Here is a 16,999-nt window from a genome sequence, read left to right on the forward strand (position 1 = left end):
GTGTTCAAACTCGCCTTCTTCGTGCCGCCCAGCCATGTGGAGCAGGTCAAGGCCGCTGTGTTCGCCGCCGGTGGCGGACGCATCGGCGCCTACGACAGCTGTGCGTGGCAGGTGCTGGGCCAGGGCCAGTTCCGTCCGTTGAGCGGCAGCCAGCCGTTCATCGGGCAGAGCGGGGTGGTCGAGCAGGTCGAGGAGTGGCGGGTCGAGCTGGTGGTGGACGATGCGCTGGTGGGGCCGGTAGTCGCGGCCCTGAAGGCGAGCCACCCCTACGAGACCCCGGCCTACGAGGTCTGGCAGCTCGCTGATTTCTGATTGGCAGGTCTGCCTCTTCGCCGGCAAGGCCGGCTCCTACAGGGTTCATGTGCGACGCAACACCCTGTAGGCGCCGGCCTTGCCGGTGAAGAGGTCCGATCAGGCAACCTCCATCGTCTGTTCCTGCTTGCGCTGCACCCCCGCACACGCCAGCAACCCCACTTCAAACAGTATCCACATCGGCACCGCCAGCAAGGTCTGTGAAAACACGTCCGGCGGGGTCAGCAGCATGCCCACCACAAAGCATCCGACGATCACGTAAGGCCGGCTCTTGCGCAGTGTCGCCACATCCGTCACCCCCGCCCACACCACGATGAAGGTGGCCACCGGTATCTCGAACGCCAGCCCGAACGCCAGAAACAGCGCCAGGATGAAGTCCAGGTACAGGCTGATGTCGGTCATCATCGACACCCCGGCCGGGGTCACGCTGGCGAAAAAACCGAACATCATCGGAAACACCACGAAGAACGCGAAGGCCATGCCGGCATAGAACAGCACGATGCTCGATACCAGCAATGGCAAGGCGATGCGCCGTTCCTTGCGGTACATCCCCGGTGCCACGAACCCCCACACCTGGTGCAGCAGCACCGGCATGGCGACGAACAGCGCAGCCATAAGGGTCAGCTTGAAGGGCGCCAGGAACGGCGACGTCACGCTGGTCGCGATCATGCTCGCGCCTTCGGGCAGGTAACGGCGCAAGGGTTCGGACACGGCGGTATAGAGGGTCTGGGCGAACGGGAACAAACCCAGGAACACCAGCGTGACGGCCAGCAGGCAGCGCACCAGGCGCCGCCGCAGTTCGGTCAGGTGGGCAGTCAGGGGCATGCCCGCTTGGGTATCAGTCATGGGCAGGGTCCATTGGTCGAAGTCGGGGTCGGCTGCGCCTGCAGGCTCACGCCCTGGCGCAGTTCCTGTTCCAGACGCCGCAGTGGCTCGGCATCCAGCTCCTGGGTCAGTGCCTGGGTGTCGAGCTCACGCTCCACCTGTGCACGCAGCGCCCCCATGGCACGCCTGGCCTGGCCCACGCCACGCCCCACGGTGCGCATCGCCACCGGCAGGCGTTCGGGGCCCAGCACCAGCAGCGCCACCACGCCCACCAGCAGCAGTTCGGTAAAGCCGATCTCGAACATCAGCTGCGTTGTTCCGGTTGCCCCTGCTGTACCTGCTGCACCGGGGCAGGGGCGACCGGGGTGTCGGCCTGCGGGCCGTTGCCCATGGATTTGCGAAAGCCCTGGATCGCCTCGCCCACGTCCGCGCCCAGGCCCTTGAGGCGCTTGGTGCCGAACAGCATGAACACGATCATCAACACGATAACCAGTTGCCAGATCCCGATACCGCCCATGTGAAGCACTCCAAGGTCATGAAAAAGAAGGGTTTATCCTGCCTGCGCTTTATGACGCAAAGGTGACGGGCAACGCCTTTGCCATGTGCCTGAAACATCCGCCGTGTTGACTGGCCGCTCTTTGGCAGAGGTAGCGTGACGATGGGTGGCAAGCGACAGCAGGGCGCGGCATTGCTGATGGTGCTGGTGGTGCTGGCGATGATCGCCGGTGGCCTGGCATGGCTGGTACAGGAGGGGCGCGCCCAGGTCGATGCGGTGCGCCTGGTGCAGCAGCGCGTGCAGGCGCGCGGGCTGGAGCGGGCCGGGCTGGCCTTTGCCGAGCAGGCCCTGCAAGACCCCAGTTGGCGTGCCAGCCCGCTGTTCTGGCAGGCGCTGCGTGGCCAGGCGCTGCCGTATGCGTTCGACGGCGGTTCGGCGACCCTGCGCATCCGCGACCTGCACACCTGTTTCAACGTCAACAGCCTGGTGGGCGAGGATGCCGAGCGTGCCGAACGCCAACTGCAGTACCTGCTGGGCGGCGACATGGCCGCCGCCCAGCTGGCCCAGGCCCTGGCCGACTGGATCGACAGCGATCACCAGGCGCGTCGCGAGGGCGCCGAGAACGATCATTACCTGCGCCAGTCGCCGCCGCGCCTGGCGGCCAATCAGCTGATGCTGGACATGAGCGAGTTGAACCTGCTGCTGGGCCCCGACCCGCAACGCCAGGCCCGTTACCCGCAGCTGTGTGCGTTGCCCGAAACCACGCACTGGCGGCTCAATGCGAATGCGCTGAGCCTTGAACAGTTGCCGTTGCTGGAGGCGCTGTATGAGGGAAGGATGAGCCGCTCACTGCTGAGCCGGGTGGTCACTGCACGCCCGGCCACCGGCTACCGGGATGCCGGCGCCTTGCGCCAGGCACTCGGTGCGCTGGACGATGCGACCTTCGAACGCTTGAGTGAGGGGTTGTTGCTCAACAGCGGGGACTTTCTGTTGCAGCTGGAGATCGAGCAGGACGCTCACGTGCTGCGCAGCCAGTACCAGGTACATGCCCGTGGCGTGGTGCAGTGGCATGCCCTGGTGCCGGTGCAGCAGGTGCGGGTAACCCGGCGCGAACCGCTGCCCTGGTAAGGGCAGCGGTGCCGGTCGGGTCTAGACGCCGATTTCACCGCCATCGTTGCGCTGGATCACCACTGTCGAGGCGCGTGGGCGCACGGTGGTGCCGGCGGGGGTGACGGAGGTTGCGACGTCGGTCGACGGCCAGTTCTCCGGGTGCTGGATGTTGACGAAGATCGACTTGTTGTCCGGCGTGAAGGCGATGCCAGTCACCTCGCAGCCGTTGGGGCCGACGAAGAAGCGGCGCAGGTCGACCTGGTTCTGGGCATTGATCGGCACCTGCTTGCCGCTGGCATCGACCAGGTCGGTGGGGATCACCGCCAGCATCTGGTCGTTGGTGTAGTCGGTCAGGGTCGATTCGCCGTTGTCGGTCTGGAACCACAGGATGCCGCGGCTATCGAAGCTCATCCCGTCGGGGCTGGCGAACTGGTTGAGTTCGGTCAGCCCCGAGCGGTTGATGTCGGCGCTGCCGGCGGCGTTGGCGCCGAACACGAAGATGTCCCAGGTAAAGGTCAGGTGGTCGTCGCTGTCGTGCCAGCGGATGATGTGGCCATGCTTGTTCGGCCCGCGCGGGTTGGCGTTGTCGACAGTGGCCGGGGTGCGCTTGCTGTTGTTGGTCAGGGTCAGGTACACGTCGCCGTTGAGCGGGTTGACCGTGGTCCACTCCGGACGGTCCATAGGCGTTGCGCCCAGGGCATCGGCGGCGCCACGGGTGTTGAGGATGATGCCCGGCAGGTCGGTGTACAGCGCGCCCAGGGTGGTGCCGGCCTTGGTGGTGGTGGCGACGTCCAGCAACAGCCAGTGGCCGCTGCCGTCGGCGTCGAAGCGCGCCACGTACAGTTTGCCGTCGTCCATGTACTTGGCACCGGTAGCCAGGCGGTTGCTCGGGTTGGCGTCGGCGGTGTCCCACAGGGCGGTGGAGACGAACTTGTAGAGGTACTCGTTGTTGGAGTCGTCGCCCATGTAGAACACCACCGGCTTGCCGGCTACCGGCAGCGCCGGGCAGCAGCCTTCATGGCGGAAACGCCCCAGGGCGGTGCGCTTGACCGCACGGGTGCTGGCGTCATAGGGGTCGATCTCGACGATGTAGCCGTAGGTGCTGGCTTCGTTGCGGTAGTCGTCGGTGGCCGTCGCGCCGGTGGGGTCAAGAATGAACCGGGTGAACTCGCCGTCCACTTCGCTGGCATCGCCGGCAGCACTTTCCCAGGCGTAGTTGCCCTTGCTGGTGCTCACCCCGATGCGGCGCTGATCGTCCGGCACGGCGCCGCTGGTGTTGACGAAAATTCCTGGCCAGTTCTCTTCGCAGGTGAGGTAGGTGCCCCACGGGGTGAAGCCATTGCCACAGTTGTTGTTGGTGCCGCGGGCTTGGGTACCGGTGTTGGAGAACACGGTCTTGACGTGGTCGCTGCCGCGCAGCGGGCCGGCCAGGTCCATCAGCGTGGCGGTGGTGAATCGGCGGTTGAGCGGGTCGTTGTCGACCACTTGCCAGCGTCCGTTGACCTTGCTCAGGCGCACCACGCCGGCACCGTGGGCGTTGATTTCCTTGCGCACTTCCTCGGCCGGGCGCTTGCCGCTGCCGTCCACGGTCGGGCCGGCCGGGTGCAGGGCGTCGGCATCGATGTACTCGAAGTTGATCGCCAGCAGGCCGTCGTCGGAGCTGCCGTTGATGGGGAAGAAATGCATGCCGTCATGGTGCATGCCCATGGCGTTGGCCTGGTCGGCGGCAGTGTTGGTGCCGTCGCTTTTCCACGGGTTGCCCGCGCTGTTCAGCGGTGTACCCCAGGGTGCCAGCACGTAGGCGCTGTAGCCGTCGGCGACCACGCAGGCGTCGGTGCGCGAACCGGCGATGGAGTTGAAGCCCAGCTTGAGTTTCGGTTTCTCGGGTTCCACCGGAGGGGTCGGCTTGTGGCTCGAGCCCCCGCCGCTGTCGAAGCAGCCGCTCAGGCCTGTCCCTGCAATCATCGCGATCGCGGCACCGAGGCTGCCGCGCACCACGCTGCGGCGGCTCAGGTAGGCATCCAGGACAGTCGCCATTGGCAGGTTGCCACTGGTGTTGCGGTCCAGGTTGTCGCCGGTGTCTCGACTCATCTCTTCATATCCTTGTTGGGTGAAGTGGCTTCTACGGAAACCGGCACTGTAGAGAGCGAGTGTGATGATTGATTGGCAGTTTTGTGAACAGACCTTTAAGGAAATGAATCCTTACCATTTGATTTGGATGGGGTTTTGTACGCCCTGTCGAATAACTGCCATCAAACTGTAATCCCCTCGCCGCACTATCCGCTGCGACAGTTGATCAGCCCGAGGGCGATGGAGTAGATGGCGAGCATGTACAGACGCGATGTGTTGGGCTGGATGGGCGTTGGCGCAATGGCGCCGCTGCTGACCGCCTGTTCCAGCCTGGCCACACCGTCGACGGCAGAGGCCGGCACGGTGGAGCTGCTGTATTTCGCCGACACCCTGGATGCGCGCCAGCCCGGCATGCCCGTGGTGCCGGCGACGCGCCTGGGGCCGGTGAGCCACCTTGGCCAGGCACCGTGGATGAGCGGTATCAATGCCCGCCAGGGGCGTGCCGAGCTCAACCCGCTGCTCGACGCCAGCCTTGCCGAAGGCGTACAGACCGGCGGGTATGCGGTGTTGGGTGCCCTGCTCGAACAGCTGCGCGAGGCGGCGGGGCGGGGCAACTGCCTGACCCTGGAAAATGGCCAGGGCTGGAACGGCAGTGGCCTGGCCTACCTGACCCAGGGCGCCAGTGGCGTGCAGGGCAGCCGGATGCTGGGCAGCGAGGTACGCGTGAGCAGCGATGAGCGGGTGCTGTGGCCGCGCCAGTGCGCCGGCCTGTATCGCCAGTACGGTCAGGCCGTGCTTGGTGCGGGGCTGGCCCCCGAACGCGCCCAGGTCCTGGGCACGCCGGCCTTCACTGTGCTGCACCGCGGCGGCGTGCGGGTGGCGGTGGTCGGCATTACCGACCCGTACGCCCGCGACCAGAACGCATCCCTCAAACAGTGGTATCAGGCGCTGCTGCCGGCCTTCGAACAGGCACGCCAGGCGGCGGACCTGGTGATCGCCCTGGCGGACGTGGGCACCGGCCCCGGGCTGTGGCTGGCCGAGCGTCTGAGCGATGCCGACCTGCTGCTGTGCGCCCGTGGCCAGGACCTGTGGCCGCAGCCTGTCTCGGTACTGCAGGCCAGCGGCAAGCAGGTGCCGGTGCTGCTGGCCGGCAACCGTGCCAGCGGCGTGTTCGCGGTGAACTGCCTGCATCGCGACGGGCGCTGGCAGTTCACCGCGCAGTTTCATCCCGCTTTCGAGCACCGCCTCACGCCGGCTGCCCGAGCGCGGGTCGAGCCGTTGCGCGCGCAGTTGCAGCAACAGCGCGCCGGGCATGCCGCCTGGCTCGACCAACCCCTGGCGCAGGCACCGCAAAACCTGTGGCGACGCGATACCCGTGGCGGCAGCTGGGACAACCTGCTGCACCAGGCGCTGGCCGATGACAGCGGGGCACCGGTGCTGTTGCCGGGGCTGCGCTACGACAGCCCGCTGGCGGCCGGCCAGCCGATCACCCGCGAACACCTGATCAGCCTCACCGGCAGCTACCCGGCCCCGGTGGTGCAGGTGCCGGCACGCCAGGTACAGCAGGTGCTGGAAAACGCTGCCGAGCAACTGTTCGGCACGCCGCTGCTGCTCGACAACAGCCAGGATTTGCCGCGCTGGTTTAGCGCGCCCTGGCAGGTCAGCTACAGCCCGGGCGGCAAACGGGTCTCCGGGGTAGCCGTACAGGATGGCCAGTGCCGCACCTTCGGCCTGCAATTCGACAGCGACGCCGGCGAGCCACTGTGGCAGCGGGTGGAAGCATGGCTGGTGCAGCAGCCACCGGGCTGGCAATTGCCGCCGCTGGCCCTGCCGCAGGTGCGTTACGTCCAGGGCCACCCTGGCTGGCACCCGCGCGGGCTGGCCAGTTGATCAGCCCGGGCCGCGTGCTCGACGGCGTGCTGTTGAGCCTGGCCGGCTGGCTGGCTGCGCAGTGCGTGCTGCTGGCCGCCCGCGAGCCGCTGCCGGCGCCGGCCGCAGAGGCCCAACCGGCTGAGCTGCCCGGCCTGCTGGTCGGGCATTGGCAGGCGCCGCCGGCCAGTGACGCGCTGCCGCTCACGCGCTTGCCCGTGCATTACCTGGGCGGCCTCAAGGCCGTGCCCGCCAGCGCCACAGTGGTAGTGCTGCGCTACGAGCAGGCGGTGCGTACCTACGTTCGCGGCCAGCGCCTGGCACCGGGCATCGTGCTGCAGGACATCGATGACGATGGCCTGATTTTCGACAACCAGGGGCGGCGCGAGCGCTTGCCCTGGCCGCCACGGCCCGCCGTGACCGGCTTCAAGCGCCAAGGATGAAGGGATGATCGCAAGATTCTGCGTGGCTGGCGTACTGGCCCTGGGGCTCAACCTGGCCTGGGCGTTCGACGAGCCCGAAGCGGTAGCGGACGAAGACGGTACACCGCTGTACGAGGTGAATTTCGTCGACACCGACCTGGGCGAGTTCATCGACAGCGTGTCGCGCATCACCGGGACCACGTTCATCGTCGACCCGCGGGTAAAAGGCAAGGTCACGGTACGTACGGTGGACCGTCACGACAGCGAGGCGATCTACGATATCTTCCTGGCCCAGCTGCGGGCCCAGGGCTTTGCTGCAGTGGACCTGCCCAACGGCAGCGTGAAGATCGTGCCCGATCAGGCGGCGCGGCTGGAGCCGGTGCCCGTCGAGAGCGGGCGCAAGGCCCAGGCCGGCAGCGATGGCATCGCCACCCGGGTGTTCAACGTGCGCAACGCCGCCAGCGAACAGATGCTGGCGATCCTCAAGCCGCTGATCGACCCCCGTGTGGGGGTGATCACGCCGTACCCGGCCGCCAACCTGCTGGTGGTGACCGACTGGCGCAGCAACCTGGAGCGCATCGACAGCCTGCTGCGCCAGCTCGATCAGGTCAGCGAGGAGCCGCTGCAGGTGATGCCGCTGCACCATGCCAGCGCCAGCGATACCAGCCAGTTGATCACCCGCCTGCTGGCCCGCGAGCAGGGCGCCGACAGTGCCCAGGTGGTCGCCGACCCGCGCAGCAATGCCCTGCTGGTGCGCGGCAGTGCCGACAGCCGCGAGCGCGTGCGTGCCTTGCTGGCGCAGCTGGACCGCCCCGGCGACGCATTGCGCAGCTCCAACACTCAGGTGATCTACCTGCGTCACGCCAATGCCGGCGAGGTGGTCAAGGTGCTGCGCAGCCTCAGCCAGGATGCCGGCGCTGCGCCGGGCGAAGCTGACAAGGACGCCAAGGCGCCCGTGCCGGTCAACCTTTCGGGCATTCGCCTGGAATACGAGGAGGGTACCAACGCCGTGGTCATGGTCGGGCCCGACAGCGAGCTGGCGGCCTACCGCACCATCGTCGAGCAACTGGACATCCGCCGTGCGCAGGTGGTGGTCGAGGCGATCATCGCCGAAGTGTCCGACTCGCGGGCCCAGGAGCTGGGCGTGCAGTGGCTGTTCGCCGACGAGAAATTCGGTGCCGGCGCAGTCAACTTCGGTACCGGCGGTGCCAGCATCACCGGCATTGCCGGGGCCGTGGCCAGCGGCGACAACGCGGCGCTGGGCAAACTGTTGTCGGGCGTGAACGGCGTGACGGCCGGCATCGGCAACTTCGGCGGCGGCTTCAACTTCGCCATGCTGGTCAATGCACTCAAGAGCAACAGTGGCTTCAACCTGCTGTCGACCCCGACCCTGCTGACCCTGGACAACGCCGAGGCGTCGATCCTGGTCGGCCAGGAAGTGCCCTTCGTGACCGGCTCGGTAACCCAGGACAACACCAACCCCTACCAGACCATCGAGCGCAAGGAGGTCGGTGTAAAACTGCGCATCAAGCCGCAGATCAACAGTGACAACACCGTGCGCCTGGACATCGTGCAGGAGGTCTCGTCGATTGCCGACACCGCTGCGGCCAGCGACGTGATCACCAACAAGCGCGAGATCAAGACCAAGGTCATGGTCGAGGACAACGGCCTGATCATTCTCGGCGGGCTGATCAGCGACGAGGTCACCTCCAGCCATCAGAAGGTGCCGTTTCTGGGGGATATCCCCGGTCTGGGCCGGTTGTTCCGCTCCGATGCCAGCCGTGGCGTGAAGCAGAACCTGATGGTGTTCATCCGCCCGCGGATCCTGCGTGACGGGGCCAGCCTGACCAGCCTCAGCAGCGAAAAATACCGCAACCTGCAACAGACCACGCCGCTTGCCCTGCCCAGCCTGGCCGATGGCAGCGAGTTGCTGCGGGTGTTCCCGGCCAGCCGCCAGCGCCTGGACGAGGGCACCTGGTGAAGCCGTTGCTGCCCTATCGCCTGGCGCGCCAGGGCGGGCTGGCCATGGCGCCTGGCGCCGACGGCTGGAGCCTGTGGCTGCGCCCGGATGTCGACAGCGACCAGTTGCACGAGCTGCTGCGGGTGTATGGCGCGCCCCAGACCGTGTGCCATTTCGACGCGGGGGAGTTCGACACGCGCCTGGGCCAGTTGTACCAGGCCGGCGAGAACGCCACGGCGGCGCTGATCGAGGGCATTGGCGAACAGGTCGACCTGGACGGCCTGATCAGCGAGATGCCGCGGGTCGAGGACTTGCTCGAAAGCGATGACGAAGCCCCGGTGATCCGCCTGATCAACGGGCTGTTCGGCGAGGCGCTGCGTCAGCAGGCCTCGGACATCCATGTGGAAACCTTCGAGCAGAGCCTGGTGGTGCGCCTGCGGGTCGACGGCCACCTGCGCGAGGTGCTGCGCCCGCCACGTGCGCTGTCGGCCATGCTGGTGTCGCGGATCAAGGTCATGGCGCGCCTGGACATCGCCGAGAAGCGCCAGCCCCAGGACGGGCGCATCACCCTGCGCTCGGGTGGGCGCGAGGTCGATGTACGTGTCTCGACGCTGCCGGGTATCCACGGCGAGCGAGTGGTGATGCGCGTGCTCGACAAGCAGGCCAGCCTGCTCTCGCTGGGCAACCTGGGCATGCCCGGTGCCGTCGAGGCGGGCCTGCGCGCCTGCCTGGGGCGACCCAACGGCATCGTGCTGAGCACCGGCCCGACCGGTTCGGGCAAGACCACCACGCTGTACGCCAGCCTCAACAGCCTGAACGACGGCAGCCGCAATATCCTCACCGTCGAGGACCCGGTGGAGTACGCCATCACCGGCATCGGCCAGACCGCCATCAACCCGCGTGCCGGGCTGACCTTTGCCAGCGGTTTGCGCGCGATTCTGCGCCAGGACCCGGATGTGATCATGCTTGGCGAAATCCGCGACCGCGAAACCGCGCAGATTGCGGTGCAGGCCAGCCTCACCGGCCACCTGGTGCTTTCGACCCTGCACACCAACAGTGCGGTGGGCGCGGTGACGCGTCTGCGCGACATGGGCGTGGAGCCTTTTCTGATTGCCTCGTGCCTGCGCGGGGTCATGGCCCAGCGCCTGGTGCGGCGCCTGTGCAGTTGCGCCGTGGCGCAGCCATTGCAGGCGGCCGAGCGGGCGTTGTGGCCGGAGCTGGTCGAGCTTGAGCACAGTTATCACGCAGTGGGCTGCGCGCAGTGTCAGGGCAGCGGCTATCGCGGCCGGCTGGGGCTGTATGAGTTCATCGAGCTGGACGCCGGGCTGATCGGCCTGCTGTATGACGGGGCCAGTGAGGTGGCCATGCAGGCGCATCTGCAGGGCCGGCGCCAGAGCCTGGCCGGCATGGCCAGCGAGTGCCTGCGCCAGGGCCAGACGAGCCTGGCCGAAGTGCTGCGCGCGGTGCAGGGCTGAGCCATGCCGACCTACCGATACCAGGCCGTTGACCTCGCCGGGCGCACCCTCAAGGCCAGCCTGCAGGCCGAAAGCGAGCGCCATGCCCGCCAGTTGCTGCGCGAGCAGGGGCTGTTCGCGCGCCAGTTGCAGGTGCAGGGCAACGCGCAGGTGTTGCCACGGCGCCAGCGCGTGAGCCGCGCACAGCTGTGTGAACTGACCCGGCAACTGGCCACGCTGACAGGGGCCGGCATTGCATTGGTGGATGCCCTGGCCACCCTTGAGCGGCAGTTGGTGGAGCCGGCCCTGCGCAATCTGCTGGTGGGGGTGCGCGGCGCGCTGGCAGAGGGGCTGGGCCTGGCCCGCAGCCTGGCACGCCAGGGCGGGGTGTTTTCAACGCTGTACTGCGCGCTGGTCGAGGCCGGCGAACGCTCAGGGCGCCTGGCCCAGGTGCTGGAACGCCTGGCCGACCACCTTGAGCAGGTGCAGCGCCAGCAGCACAAGGCGCGTACCGCGCTGATCTACCCGTGCGTGCTGATGGGGGTGTCGCTGGCGGTGGTGGTCGGCCTGATGAGCTTCGTGGTGCCCAGGCTGACCGAACAATTCGCCCATTCCGGGCAGAGCCTGCCGTTGATCACGCGCCTGCTGATCGGCGCCAGCGAAGCCCTGTTGCTGGCCGGGCCGTGGCTGCTGGGCGCCGCGGTGCTGGGGGCGGCAGGCGCGGCGCGGCTGCTGCGTCGGCCGCACTGGTGCCTGCGCCGTGACGACCTGCTGTTGCGCCTGCCGCGCGTGGGTGCGCTGCTGCGGGTGCTGGAAAGCGCGCGGCTGTCGCGCAGCCTGGCGATTCTGGTCGGCAGCGGGGTACCGCTGCTCGAAGCCTTGCAGGTGGCCACCGCCACCCTGGAAAACCGACGCATTCGCCTGGCGCTGGAGCGGGTGCAGGTCGATGTGCAAGGCGGCGTCAGCCTGCACCGCGCGCTGGATGCCAGCGGGCAGTTCCCGCCGATGCTGCTGAACATGGTCGCCAGCGGCGAGGCCAGCGGCACCTTGCCCGACATGCTCGAGCGCGTGGCCGACAACCAGGAGCGCGGCTTTGCCCGTCAGGTCGACACCGTGATGGCGTTGTTCGAGCCGCTGATGATCCTGGTCATGGGCGCGGTGGTGCTGTTCATCGTGCTGGCGGTGCTGTTGCCGATCATGCAGCTCAACCAGGGCCTCACACTTTAATAGGAGCACTACCATGCAGACACGACGTTCCCGCCAGCACGGCTTCACCCTGATGGAAATCATGGTGGTGATCTTCATCATCGGCCTGTTGATCGCGCTGGTGGCGCCCAGTGTGCTGGGCAGCCAAGACAAGGCCATGAAGCAGAAGGTGATGGCCGACCTGTCGAGCCTGGAGCAGGCGCTGGACATGTATCGCCTCGACAACCTGCGCTTCCCCACCGCCGAGCAGGGGCTGTCGGCCCTGGTGAGCAAGCCGCAGACCGAGCCGGTGCCGCGTGCCTGGCGGGCCGATGGCTATATTCGCAGGCTCCCGCAGGATCCGTGGGCCACACCGTACCAGTACCGGGCGCCGGGGCAGCATGGGCGCATCGACATCTATTCGCTGGGTGCCGACGGGGTGGAGGGCGGCGAGGGGATCGATGCCGACATCGGTAACTGGGACCTCTAGGCATGCCGGCCCAGCGTGGCTTCACCCTGCTGGAACTGCTGGTGGTGATCGCCATCGCCGGGTTGATGAGCGCCCTGGCGGTGGCCTCGCTCGACGGTGCCAAGGCGCCTTTGCACCAGGCCCTGGAGCGCCTGGCCGCGGCGTCGCGGGCGCAGGCCGACCTGGCCCTGCATGGCGGGCAGGTGCGCGGCCTGCGCTGGAACGGGCAGCGGCCCGAGTTCGTGCGCCTGGTCGAGGGCGACCAGTGGCAGGTGGAGCCGGTGGCGCTGGGCGAGTGGCCGGCCGGGCTGCGCCCGGACTGGCCTGCGGGCAGCACGCCACGGGTGATGTTCACCCCCTCCGGGCTGGCCCGGCCGGTGAGGCTGGAGTGGCGCTGGGCCGAGGGCCGGCAGCGCTGGCACTGGCGTCATGCTGCCGGCCTGCAGGTGGTGAACGTGCCATGAAGGCCCGCCAGCGTGGTTTCACTCTGCTTGAAGTGAGCGTGGCCCTGGGCATCGCCGCGACCATGGCGATCATCAGCAGCCAGGTACTGCGCCAGCGCCTGGTGGTGCAGCAGGGCGTGCAGCAGCATTGGTTGGGCAGCCTGTGTGCCCGGGAACTGCAGGCGCGCTTTGTGGTGGAGCAGTACTGGCCGGCGCAGGCACTGAGTAGCGGCGAGCTGCGTCAGGGGCCGGGCACCTGCCACTGGCGGTTGCAACTGGGTTCCACCGGCGTGCGCAACCTGCGCGGTGGCGAACTGCGCCTGTTTGCCGACCGCGATGAACGTGAACCGCTGGGTCAGTACCGCCTGTTTCTGGTGCGCCCGTGAGGCGCAGGCAGCAGGGCCTGACCCTGCTCGAACTGCTGGTGGCGCTGGCACTGACCGCTGTACTGGGCGTGCTGCTGGCGGCGCTGGTCAATGGCTGGCTGAGCGTACGTGAGCGACTCGACCAAGCGCCGCAGGCGAGCCCGGTGCTGAGCTTCTGCCTCGGGCTGGAGCGCCGCTTCGACGCCACGGTGCTGCGCCAGTTGTACGAGCAGCGCCTGCCCCTGGCCTTGAACTGGCTGGACTGGCAGCCTGCCGAGTTGCAGCTGCAATGGGTGGCGCTGGCGGCGTGGCCGGCGGCCGAAGGCGGCTCGCGCTTGCAGCGCCAACGCCTGCGCTATGACCGGCGCGATGCACGCCTGCTGCTGGAGACCTCTGCCGACCTGTATGCCGTCGAGCGCCCGCACTGGGTGCTGCGCGACAGCCTGGCCGGGGTGTCCAGCCCCGTTTTCGAGTTTCGCCAGGGCAGCCGTTGGCTGGCCTGGCCCTCTGCCGAACGCGCTGCGCCCGATCGTGGTGTACGGCTCGAGTTCCAGCGTGATGGAGCCCCCTATGTGTGTACGTTTGCCCTGCCGGAGAGCCAATGATTGACATTCGATACTGGCGACGGCGCCAGCCTGGGTCGTGGTTGCTGGTGCGCCCCGATGAGGCCGGCTGGAGCTGGCTGCAGGTGCGGGCCGGTGAGGTGCTGCGTGCGGGGCACGGGCAACCGCCGGAAGGTGCCGGTCGCGTGGCGCTGGTGGTGCCGGGCAGTGAATGCGCGCACTTCCATTTGCAGGCGCCGCCGGGTCTCAAGCGTGAAGAGTGGCCATTGCTGCTTGAAGATCGCGTGTTGCAGCCAGCCGAGGCGATCCATGTCGGTTGTGTGTCGCGAGGTTCGGGATGGCTTGAGCTGGCGGTGATTGACCGGCAACGCCTGGCGGGTTGGTTGCAGGCTTGCCAGGGCTGGGGCCTGCAGGTCGAGCGCTGCTGGGCGGAGTTCCAGCTGCTGCCGGAGCTTGCCCCCGGCGATGCCTGGTGCTGGCGACGCAGCCCGGACCTTAGCCTGTTCAAGAGTTGCGGCGCCGACCGGCGCCAGGCGTGGCTGGCCTGGCCGACGGCGTTGGGGGCAACCCCGCCGCCGGTGTGGTGCGACAGGCAGGTGCAGGCATTCGAGGGCGCGTGGCCGGCGTCGCTGGCGGCGCTGGAACGTCTGCCCGGCCTGTTCGAGCTGCGCCGCACGCCCCGCGCGCGACCGCACCTGGCACAGGGGCAACGGCGCCTGGCGACGGCCTGCGCCGTGCTGGGTGTGGTGTGGTGTGCCCTGTGGCTCGGCCTGCAGTGGCGCCAGGTCACGCTGTACAAGGCGCAGGTGGTGGCCGTGACCGGGCCGCTGAGCACCCCGCGCCAGGCTACGCAGTGGCTCAAGCGCGAGCGCCAGACGCGGGATGAGCGCAACCTGCGACTGCGCCAGCTGGAGGCATTGCAGGGCGCCATGGTGCAGTGGCTTTCGGCGCAGCCTGGCTGGCGGCTGCAGCGTGCGCGCTTTGATGGCACACGCTGGACCTTGCAGTTGCAGGGTGCGCAGGCACCGTCGGACACGCCGTGGGCTGCCATGGCCGCTAGTGCCGGGGCGCAGGTGGCGGTGCAGCCGACCACGGCAGATGCCGTGCAACTGGTGTTCGACCTGGGGGCAGGAGCATGAGCAGCGTCACCGCACGGCACTGGTTGATGCCGCTGGCCTGGACCGCAGTGGCCCTCTTGCTGTTGAGCCTGGTGGTGCGCGAAGGCCTTGGCCAATGGCGTGAGCTTTCGCAGTGGCGCGAACTGGCCGCCTCGGTGACGGCCATGCACTCAGGCGCCGAGGTGACGCTGGAGCGATTGCAGCAGTCGGCTGCGGCGCAGCAGCTCGTGCTCAGCGACGTGCAGCCGGTTGACGCGGGGTGGCAGGTGCGCGGCCAGGTCAAGGACGAGCGGCGGCTTCAGGCGTGGTTGCTGAGCTTGCAGCGTGAAGGCGTTCAGCCGCTTCAATGGGGGCTGGAGCAGGCGCCGTCGGGCCTGAGTTTCGATCTGGTGCTGGCGCGATGAGCCGCAGGAGGTTGGGGTGGATGCTGTTGGTGTTCTGCCTGACGTTGCTGGCGGGGTTGCCGGCGCGCTGGTTGTTCAAGGCTGCGCCGTGGCCTGCGCAGGACGTGGCCGGTAGCGTGTGGCAGGGGCAGGCCGGGCGGATCGGCGACGTTGGCCCGTTGAGCTGGCAGGTGCGCCCGTGGGCGGTGCAGGTGCAGGCAGGGTATCAGGGCCAGCGCTGGGGGCTGGTATTGCGCGGCTGGCCGTGGGACTGGCAAGCGAGCGTCACGCCGCAGGGGCCGGCCAGCCGTGTGCCTTCGGCGTATCGCCTGGGGGGGGAGTGGTCGGGGCAACTGGCACTGAGTGGGCGTGGCGCGCGGTGCGTGAGCGGGCAGGGTGCGCTGGTGGCGGATCAGCTGGCTCTGGTGGCGCCATGGACGCTGGCCCTGGGGCGCGGCGAGGTGCGCGTGGTGTGCAACGAAGGCTGGCGGCTATCGGCGCGACTGGCGGCGGCGGGGCAGCACCACCTGGCGCTGGATGCGGGGGTGGCAGGCGGTACGCTGCAAGGGCAGGTGGAACAGGGGGCGGTATTGTATCCGGTGCTGGTCGGCGGGCAGTGGCTGCAGGCCGGAGAGCACGCGGTGCGGTGGTCCTTCAACTGGTGATTCGCCAGTGGGCGCTTTTTCGCCGGCAAGGCCGGCTCCTGCAGGTTTGGGGGAGGCAGGTAGGAGCCGGCGAAGGGGCACACTCGGTCAGGGCCGAATCTCGATCAGCGTGCCGTCGCTGACCAGGTTCCACACTTCGCGCATGTCGCGGTTGGTCATGGCGATGCAGCCTTCGGTCCAGTCCAGGGTGTGGAACAGCGCCTCGGGGTAGTCCGCACTGTCCGGGGTGCCGTGGATCATGATCATGCTGCCCGGTTTCACCCCTTCGCGGCGGGCACGGGCCGAGTCGCTGACATTGGGGTAGGAGACGTGGATGGCCAGGTTGTAACGGTCGGACACCTTGCGCCAGTCGAGCCAGTACAGCCCCTCGGGCGTGCGCTTGTCGCCCTCGCGCAGCTTGGCACCGGTGGGCTGCTTGCCCAGCGAGATGCGGTAGCTCTTCATCGAGGTGTCGCCGCTCATCAGTTGCAGGCGGCGTTCGGACTTGATCACCAGCACCTTGTCGATCAACGGGGCGCCGGAGGGGGTGGGCGCCGGGGTCGAGGGCGTCACCTGGCCAAGCGGTTTTCGCACAATGGTTTCGGTGAACGCCGCCTGGGACACCGACGCCACACCGAGGCAGAAGAGGGCAAGCAACCAGCGCATGAAACGGTATCCCTGAAAGTTGCGACGTTGGGGTTCAAGTGAGCGGTTCGACCCGCGGGGACAGGCATTCGGTGCGTACCGGGTAATGCTGCCCCTGGCGGTCGAGATAGTAGCATTCTAGGGCACGACTCACGGTCCTGAAAGCCAGCTCGTCCCAGGGGATCTCGCTTTCCTCGAACAGGCGCACTTCCAGGCTCTCGACGCCCACCGCAAATGCCAGGTCGGCCAGCTCGGCGCGGTAGAACACGTGCACCTGGTTGATGTGCGGCAGGTCGAACAGCTGGTACAGGGCCATCGGCCCCAGGCGCGCGCAGGCTTCCTCGTCGGCCTCGCGGCGGGCGGCGTGCTCCATGGTCTCGCCGTTTTCCATGAAGCCGGCCGGCAGGGTCCAGTAGCCACGTCGCGGCTCGATGGCGCGTCGGCACAGCAGCACCTGGCTGCCATGGCTGGGCAGCACGCCGGCGACGATATTGGGGTTCTGGTAATGGATGGTATGGCAATGATCGCAGACATGACGCAGGCGGTTGTCGCCGTCGGGGATGCGATGAGTGACCGGTTTGCCGCACGCACTGCAGTAATTCATGCTTATCTTCCTGGTGGCTGCGCCTATCTTCGCGCCAGTGCGCGCAGGCCCGCAAGCGCGAT

The 16,999-nt window shown here is 67.9% G+C and carries 20 protein-coding genes; 14 read left to right on the top strand and 6 right to left on the bottom strand.

Annotated features, from left to right (window positions below):
* Entirely contained in the window at positions 1 to 312 is a 312-nt protein-coding gene (locus N0B28_RS05635; protein ID WP_054915053.1) for a YqfO family protein, read from the top strand.
* A gap of 99 nt (positions 313 to 411) precedes the next feature.
* Here the strand turns inward: N0B28_RS05635 and tatC are convergent, their stop codons facing one another.
* The 3 genes from tatC to tatA are packed head-to-tail and all read right to left on the bottom strand — an operon-like array spanning position 412 to position 1,654.
* The gene (gene tatC, locus N0B28_RS05640) at positions 412 to 1,158 is read right to left on the bottom strand and encodes a twin-arginine translocase subunit TatC (RefSeq protein WP_054915052.1); all 747 of its coding nucleotides are present in this window, start codon (positions 1,156 to 1,158) and stop codon (positions 412 to 414) included.
* Positions 1,155 to 1,442, bottom strand: a complete 288-nt coding sequence (gene tatB, locus N0B28_RS05645; protein WP_054915051.1) for a Sec-independent protein translocase protein TatB — start codon at positions 1,440 to 1,442, stop codon at positions 1,155 to 1,157. Before tatB ends, tatC begins: the two co-directional genes overlap by 4 nt.
* A complete protein-coding gene (gene tatA / locus N0B28_RS05650) occupies positions 1,442 to 1,654 on the bottom strand; it encodes a twin-arginine translocase TatA/TatE family subunit (protein ID WP_275730804.1) in 213 nt (70 codons plus the stop codon). Before tatA ends, tatB begins: the two co-directional genes overlap by 1 nt.
* Before the next feature lie 141 nt (positions 1,655 to 1,795).
* On the opposite strand from tatA, the gene gspK reads away from it, so the two are divergent.
* A complete protein-coding gene (gspK, locus tag N0B28_RS05655; RefSeq protein WP_054915050.1) occupies positions 1,796 to 2,761 on the top strand; it encodes a type II secretion system minor pseudopilin GspK in 966 nt (321 codons plus the stop codon).
* Positions 2,762 to 2,782: 21 nt separating this feature from the next.
* Here gspK and N0B28_RS05660 read toward each other — a convergent pair whose 3' ends face one another.
* Positions 2,783 to 4,834 (bottom strand): PhoX family phosphatase, encoded by a 2,052-nt coding sequence (locus N0B28_RS05660; RefSeq protein ID WP_043860633.1) that lies wholly within the window; start codon positions 4,832 to 4,834, stop codon positions 2,783 to 2,785.
* Between the two features lie 228 nt (positions 4,835 to 5,062).
* Between N0B28_RS05660 and N0B28_RS05665 the strand changes: the two genes are divergently transcribed.
* The 12 genes from N0B28_RS05665 to N0B28_RS05720 are packed head-to-tail and all read left to right on the top strand — an operon-like array spanning position 5,063 to position 15,709.
* Complete coding sequence (locus N0B28_RS05665; RefSeq protein ID WP_275730808.1) at positions 5,063 to 6,703, top strand: lipoprotein UxpA; 1,641 nt, start codon at positions 5,063 to 5,065, stop codon at positions 6,701 to 6,703.
* A complete protein-coding gene (locus tag N0B28_RS05670; protein WP_058541457.1) occupies positions 6,700 to 7,125 on the top strand; it encodes a hypothetical protein in 426 nt (141 codons plus the stop codon). Before N0B28_RS05665 ends, N0B28_RS05670 begins: the two co-directional genes overlap by 4 nt.
* Positions 7,126 to 7,129: 4 nt before the next feature.
* Positions 7,130 to 9,085, top strand: coding sequence for a type II secretion system secretin GspD (gene gspD, locus N0B28_RS05675; protein WP_058541458.1), 1,956 nt, complete (start codon positions 7,130 to 7,132; stop codon positions 9,083 to 9,085).
* Between the two features lie 5 nt (positions 9,086 to 9,090).
* Positions 9,091 to 10,539, top strand: coding sequence for an ATPase, T2SS/T4P/T4SS family (locus N0B28_RS05680; RefSeq protein WP_078480108.1), 1,449 nt, complete (start codon positions 9,091 to 9,093; stop codon positions 10,537 to 10,539).
* Between the two features lie 3 nt (positions 10,540 to 10,542).
* A complete protein-coding gene (gene gspF, locus N0B28_RS05685; protein WP_058541460.1) occupies positions 10,543 to 11,745 on the top strand; it encodes a type II secretion system inner membrane protein GspF in 1,203 nt (400 codons plus the stop codon).
* Between the two features lie 13 nt (positions 11,746 to 11,758).
* Entirely contained in the window at positions 11,759 to 12,193 is a 435-nt protein-coding gene (gspG, locus tag N0B28_RS05690) for a type II secretion system major pseudopilin GspG (RefSeq protein ID WP_100633059.1), read from the top strand.
* 2 nt (positions 12,194 to 12,195) lie between these two features.
* The gene (gene gspH, locus N0B28_RS05695) at positions 12,196 to 12,636 is read left to right on the top strand and encodes a type II secretion system minor pseudopilin GspH (RefSeq protein ID WP_058541462.1); all 441 of its coding nucleotides are present in this window, start codon (positions 12,196 to 12,198) and stop codon (positions 12,634 to 12,636) included.
* Positions 12,633 to 13,001 (top strand): type II secretion system protein, encoded by a 369-nt coding sequence (locus tag N0B28_RS05700; protein ID WP_054915043.1) that lies wholly within the window; start codon positions 12,633 to 12,635, stop codon positions 12,999 to 13,001. The genes gspH and N0B28_RS05700 overlap by 4 nt, the downstream gene beginning before the upstream one ends.
* Positions 12,998 to 13,585, top strand: a complete 588-nt coding sequence (locus N0B28_RS05705; RefSeq protein ID WP_043860624.1) for a prepilin-type N-terminal cleavage/methylation domain-containing protein — start codon at positions 12,998 to 13,000, stop codon at positions 13,583 to 13,585. The genes N0B28_RS05700 and N0B28_RS05705 overlap by 4 nt, the downstream gene beginning before the upstream one ends.
* Positions 13,582 to 14,682 carry a type II secretion system protein GspL gene (locus N0B28_RS05710; protein ID WP_275730818.1) on the top strand — a complete coding sequence of 367 codons (1,101 nt, stop codon included), beginning with the start codon at positions 13,582 to 13,584 and terminating at the stop codon, positions 14,680 to 14,682. The genes N0B28_RS05705 and N0B28_RS05710 overlap by 4 nt, the downstream gene beginning before the upstream one ends.
* Positions 14,679 to 15,065 (top strand): type II secretion system protein GspM, encoded by a 387-nt coding sequence (gene gspM / locus N0B28_RS05715; protein WP_275730821.1) that lies wholly within the window; start codon positions 14,679 to 14,681, stop codon positions 15,063 to 15,065. Before N0B28_RS05710 ends, gspM begins: the two co-directional genes overlap by 4 nt.
* Before the next feature lie 20 nt (positions 15,066 to 15,085).
* Positions 15,086 to 15,709, top strand: coding sequence for a general secretion pathway protein GspN (locus tag N0B28_RS05720; RefSeq protein WP_275730824.1), 624 nt, complete (start codon positions 15,086 to 15,088; stop codon positions 15,707 to 15,709).
* Between the two features lie 87 nt (positions 15,710 to 15,796).
* On the opposite strand, the gene N0B28_RS05725 is transcribed toward N0B28_RS05720, so the two are convergent.
* Positions 15,797 to 16,354, bottom strand: a complete 558-nt coding sequence (locus N0B28_RS05725) for a L,D-transpeptidase family protein (protein ID WP_054915039.1) — start codon at positions 16,352 to 16,354, stop codon at positions 15,797 to 15,799.
* Positions 16,355 to 16,388: 34 nt separating this feature from the next.
* A complete protein-coding gene (locus tag N0B28_RS05730) occupies positions 16,389 to 16,937 on the bottom strand; it encodes an NUDIX hydrolase (RefSeq protein WP_043863174.1) in 549 nt (182 codons plus the stop codon).
* Positions 16,938 to 16,999: the final 62 nt, after the last annotated feature.

It is taken from the genome of Pseudomonas sp. SD17-1 (assembly GCF_029201585.1).
GTDB lineage: Bacteria > Pseudomonadota > Gammaproteobacteria > Pseudomonadales > Pseudomonadaceae > Aquipseudomonas > Aquipseudomonas palmensis.

Excerpts from the sequence above, each read along its gene's own strand:
- gspF (WP_058541460.1), top strand. The coding sequence starts at position 10,543 with ATGCCGACCTACCGATACCAGGCCGTTGACCTCGCCGGGCGCACCCTC.
- gspG (WP_100633059.1), top strand. The coding sequence starts at position 11,759 with ATGCAGACACGACGTTCCCGCCAGCACGGCTTCACCCTGATGGAAATC.
- N0B28_RS05665 (WP_275730808.1), top strand. The coding sequence starts at position 5,063 with ATGGCGAGCATGTACAGACGCGATGTGTTGGGCTGGATGGGCGTTGGC.
- N0B28_RS05660 (WP_043860633.1), bottom strand. The coding sequence starts at position 4,834 with ATGAGTCGAGACACCGGCGACAACCTGGACCGCAACACCAGTGGCAAC.
- N0B28_RS05700 (WP_054915043.1), top strand. The coding sequence starts at position 12,633 with ATGAAGGCCCGCCAGCGTGGTTTCACTCTGCTTGAAGTGAGCGTGGCC.
- tatC (WP_054915052.1), bottom strand. The coding sequence starts at position 1,158 with ATGACTGATACCCAAGCGGGCATGCCCCTGACTGCCCACCTGACCGAA.
- gspD (WP_058541458.1), top strand. The coding sequence starts at position 7,130 with ATGATCGCAAGATTCTGCGTGGCTGGCGTACTGGCCCTGGGGCTCAAC.
- gspK (WP_054915050.1), top strand. The coding sequence starts at position 1,796 with ATGGGTGGCAAGCGACAGCAGGGCGCGGCATTGCTGATGGTGCTGGTG.
- tatA (WP_275730804.1), bottom strand. The coding sequence starts at position 1,654 with ATGGGCGGTATCGGGATCTGGCAACTGGTTATCGTGTTGATGATCGTG.
- N0B28_RS05710 (WP_275730818.1), top strand. The coding sequence starts at position 13,582 with ATGATTGACATTCGATACTGGCGACGGCGCCAGCCTGGGTCGTGGTTG.
- tatB (WP_054915051.1), bottom strand. The coding sequence starts at position 1,442 with ATGTTCGAGATCGGCTTTACCGAACTGCTGCTGGTGGGCGTGGTGGCG.
- N0B28_RS05725 (WP_054915039.1), bottom strand. The coding sequence starts at position 16,354 with ATGCGCTGGTTGCTTGCCCTCTTCTGCCTCGGTGTGGCGTCGGTGTCC.
- gspH (WP_058541462.1), top strand. The coding sequence starts at position 12,196 with ATGCCGGCCCAGCGTGGCTTCACCCTGCTGGAACTGCTGGTGGTGATC.
- gspM (WP_275730821.1), top strand. The coding sequence starts at position 14,679 with ATGAGCAGCGTCACCGCACGGCACTGGTTGATGCCGCTGGCCTGGACC.
- N0B28_RS05720 (WP_275730824.1), top strand. The coding sequence starts at position 15,086 with ATGCTGTTGGTGTTCTGCCTGACGTTGCTGGCGGGGTTGCCGGCGCGC.
- N0B28_RS05730 (WP_043863174.1), bottom strand. The coding sequence starts at position 16,937 with ATGAATTACTGCAGTGCGTGCGGCAAACCGGTCACTCATCGCATCCCC.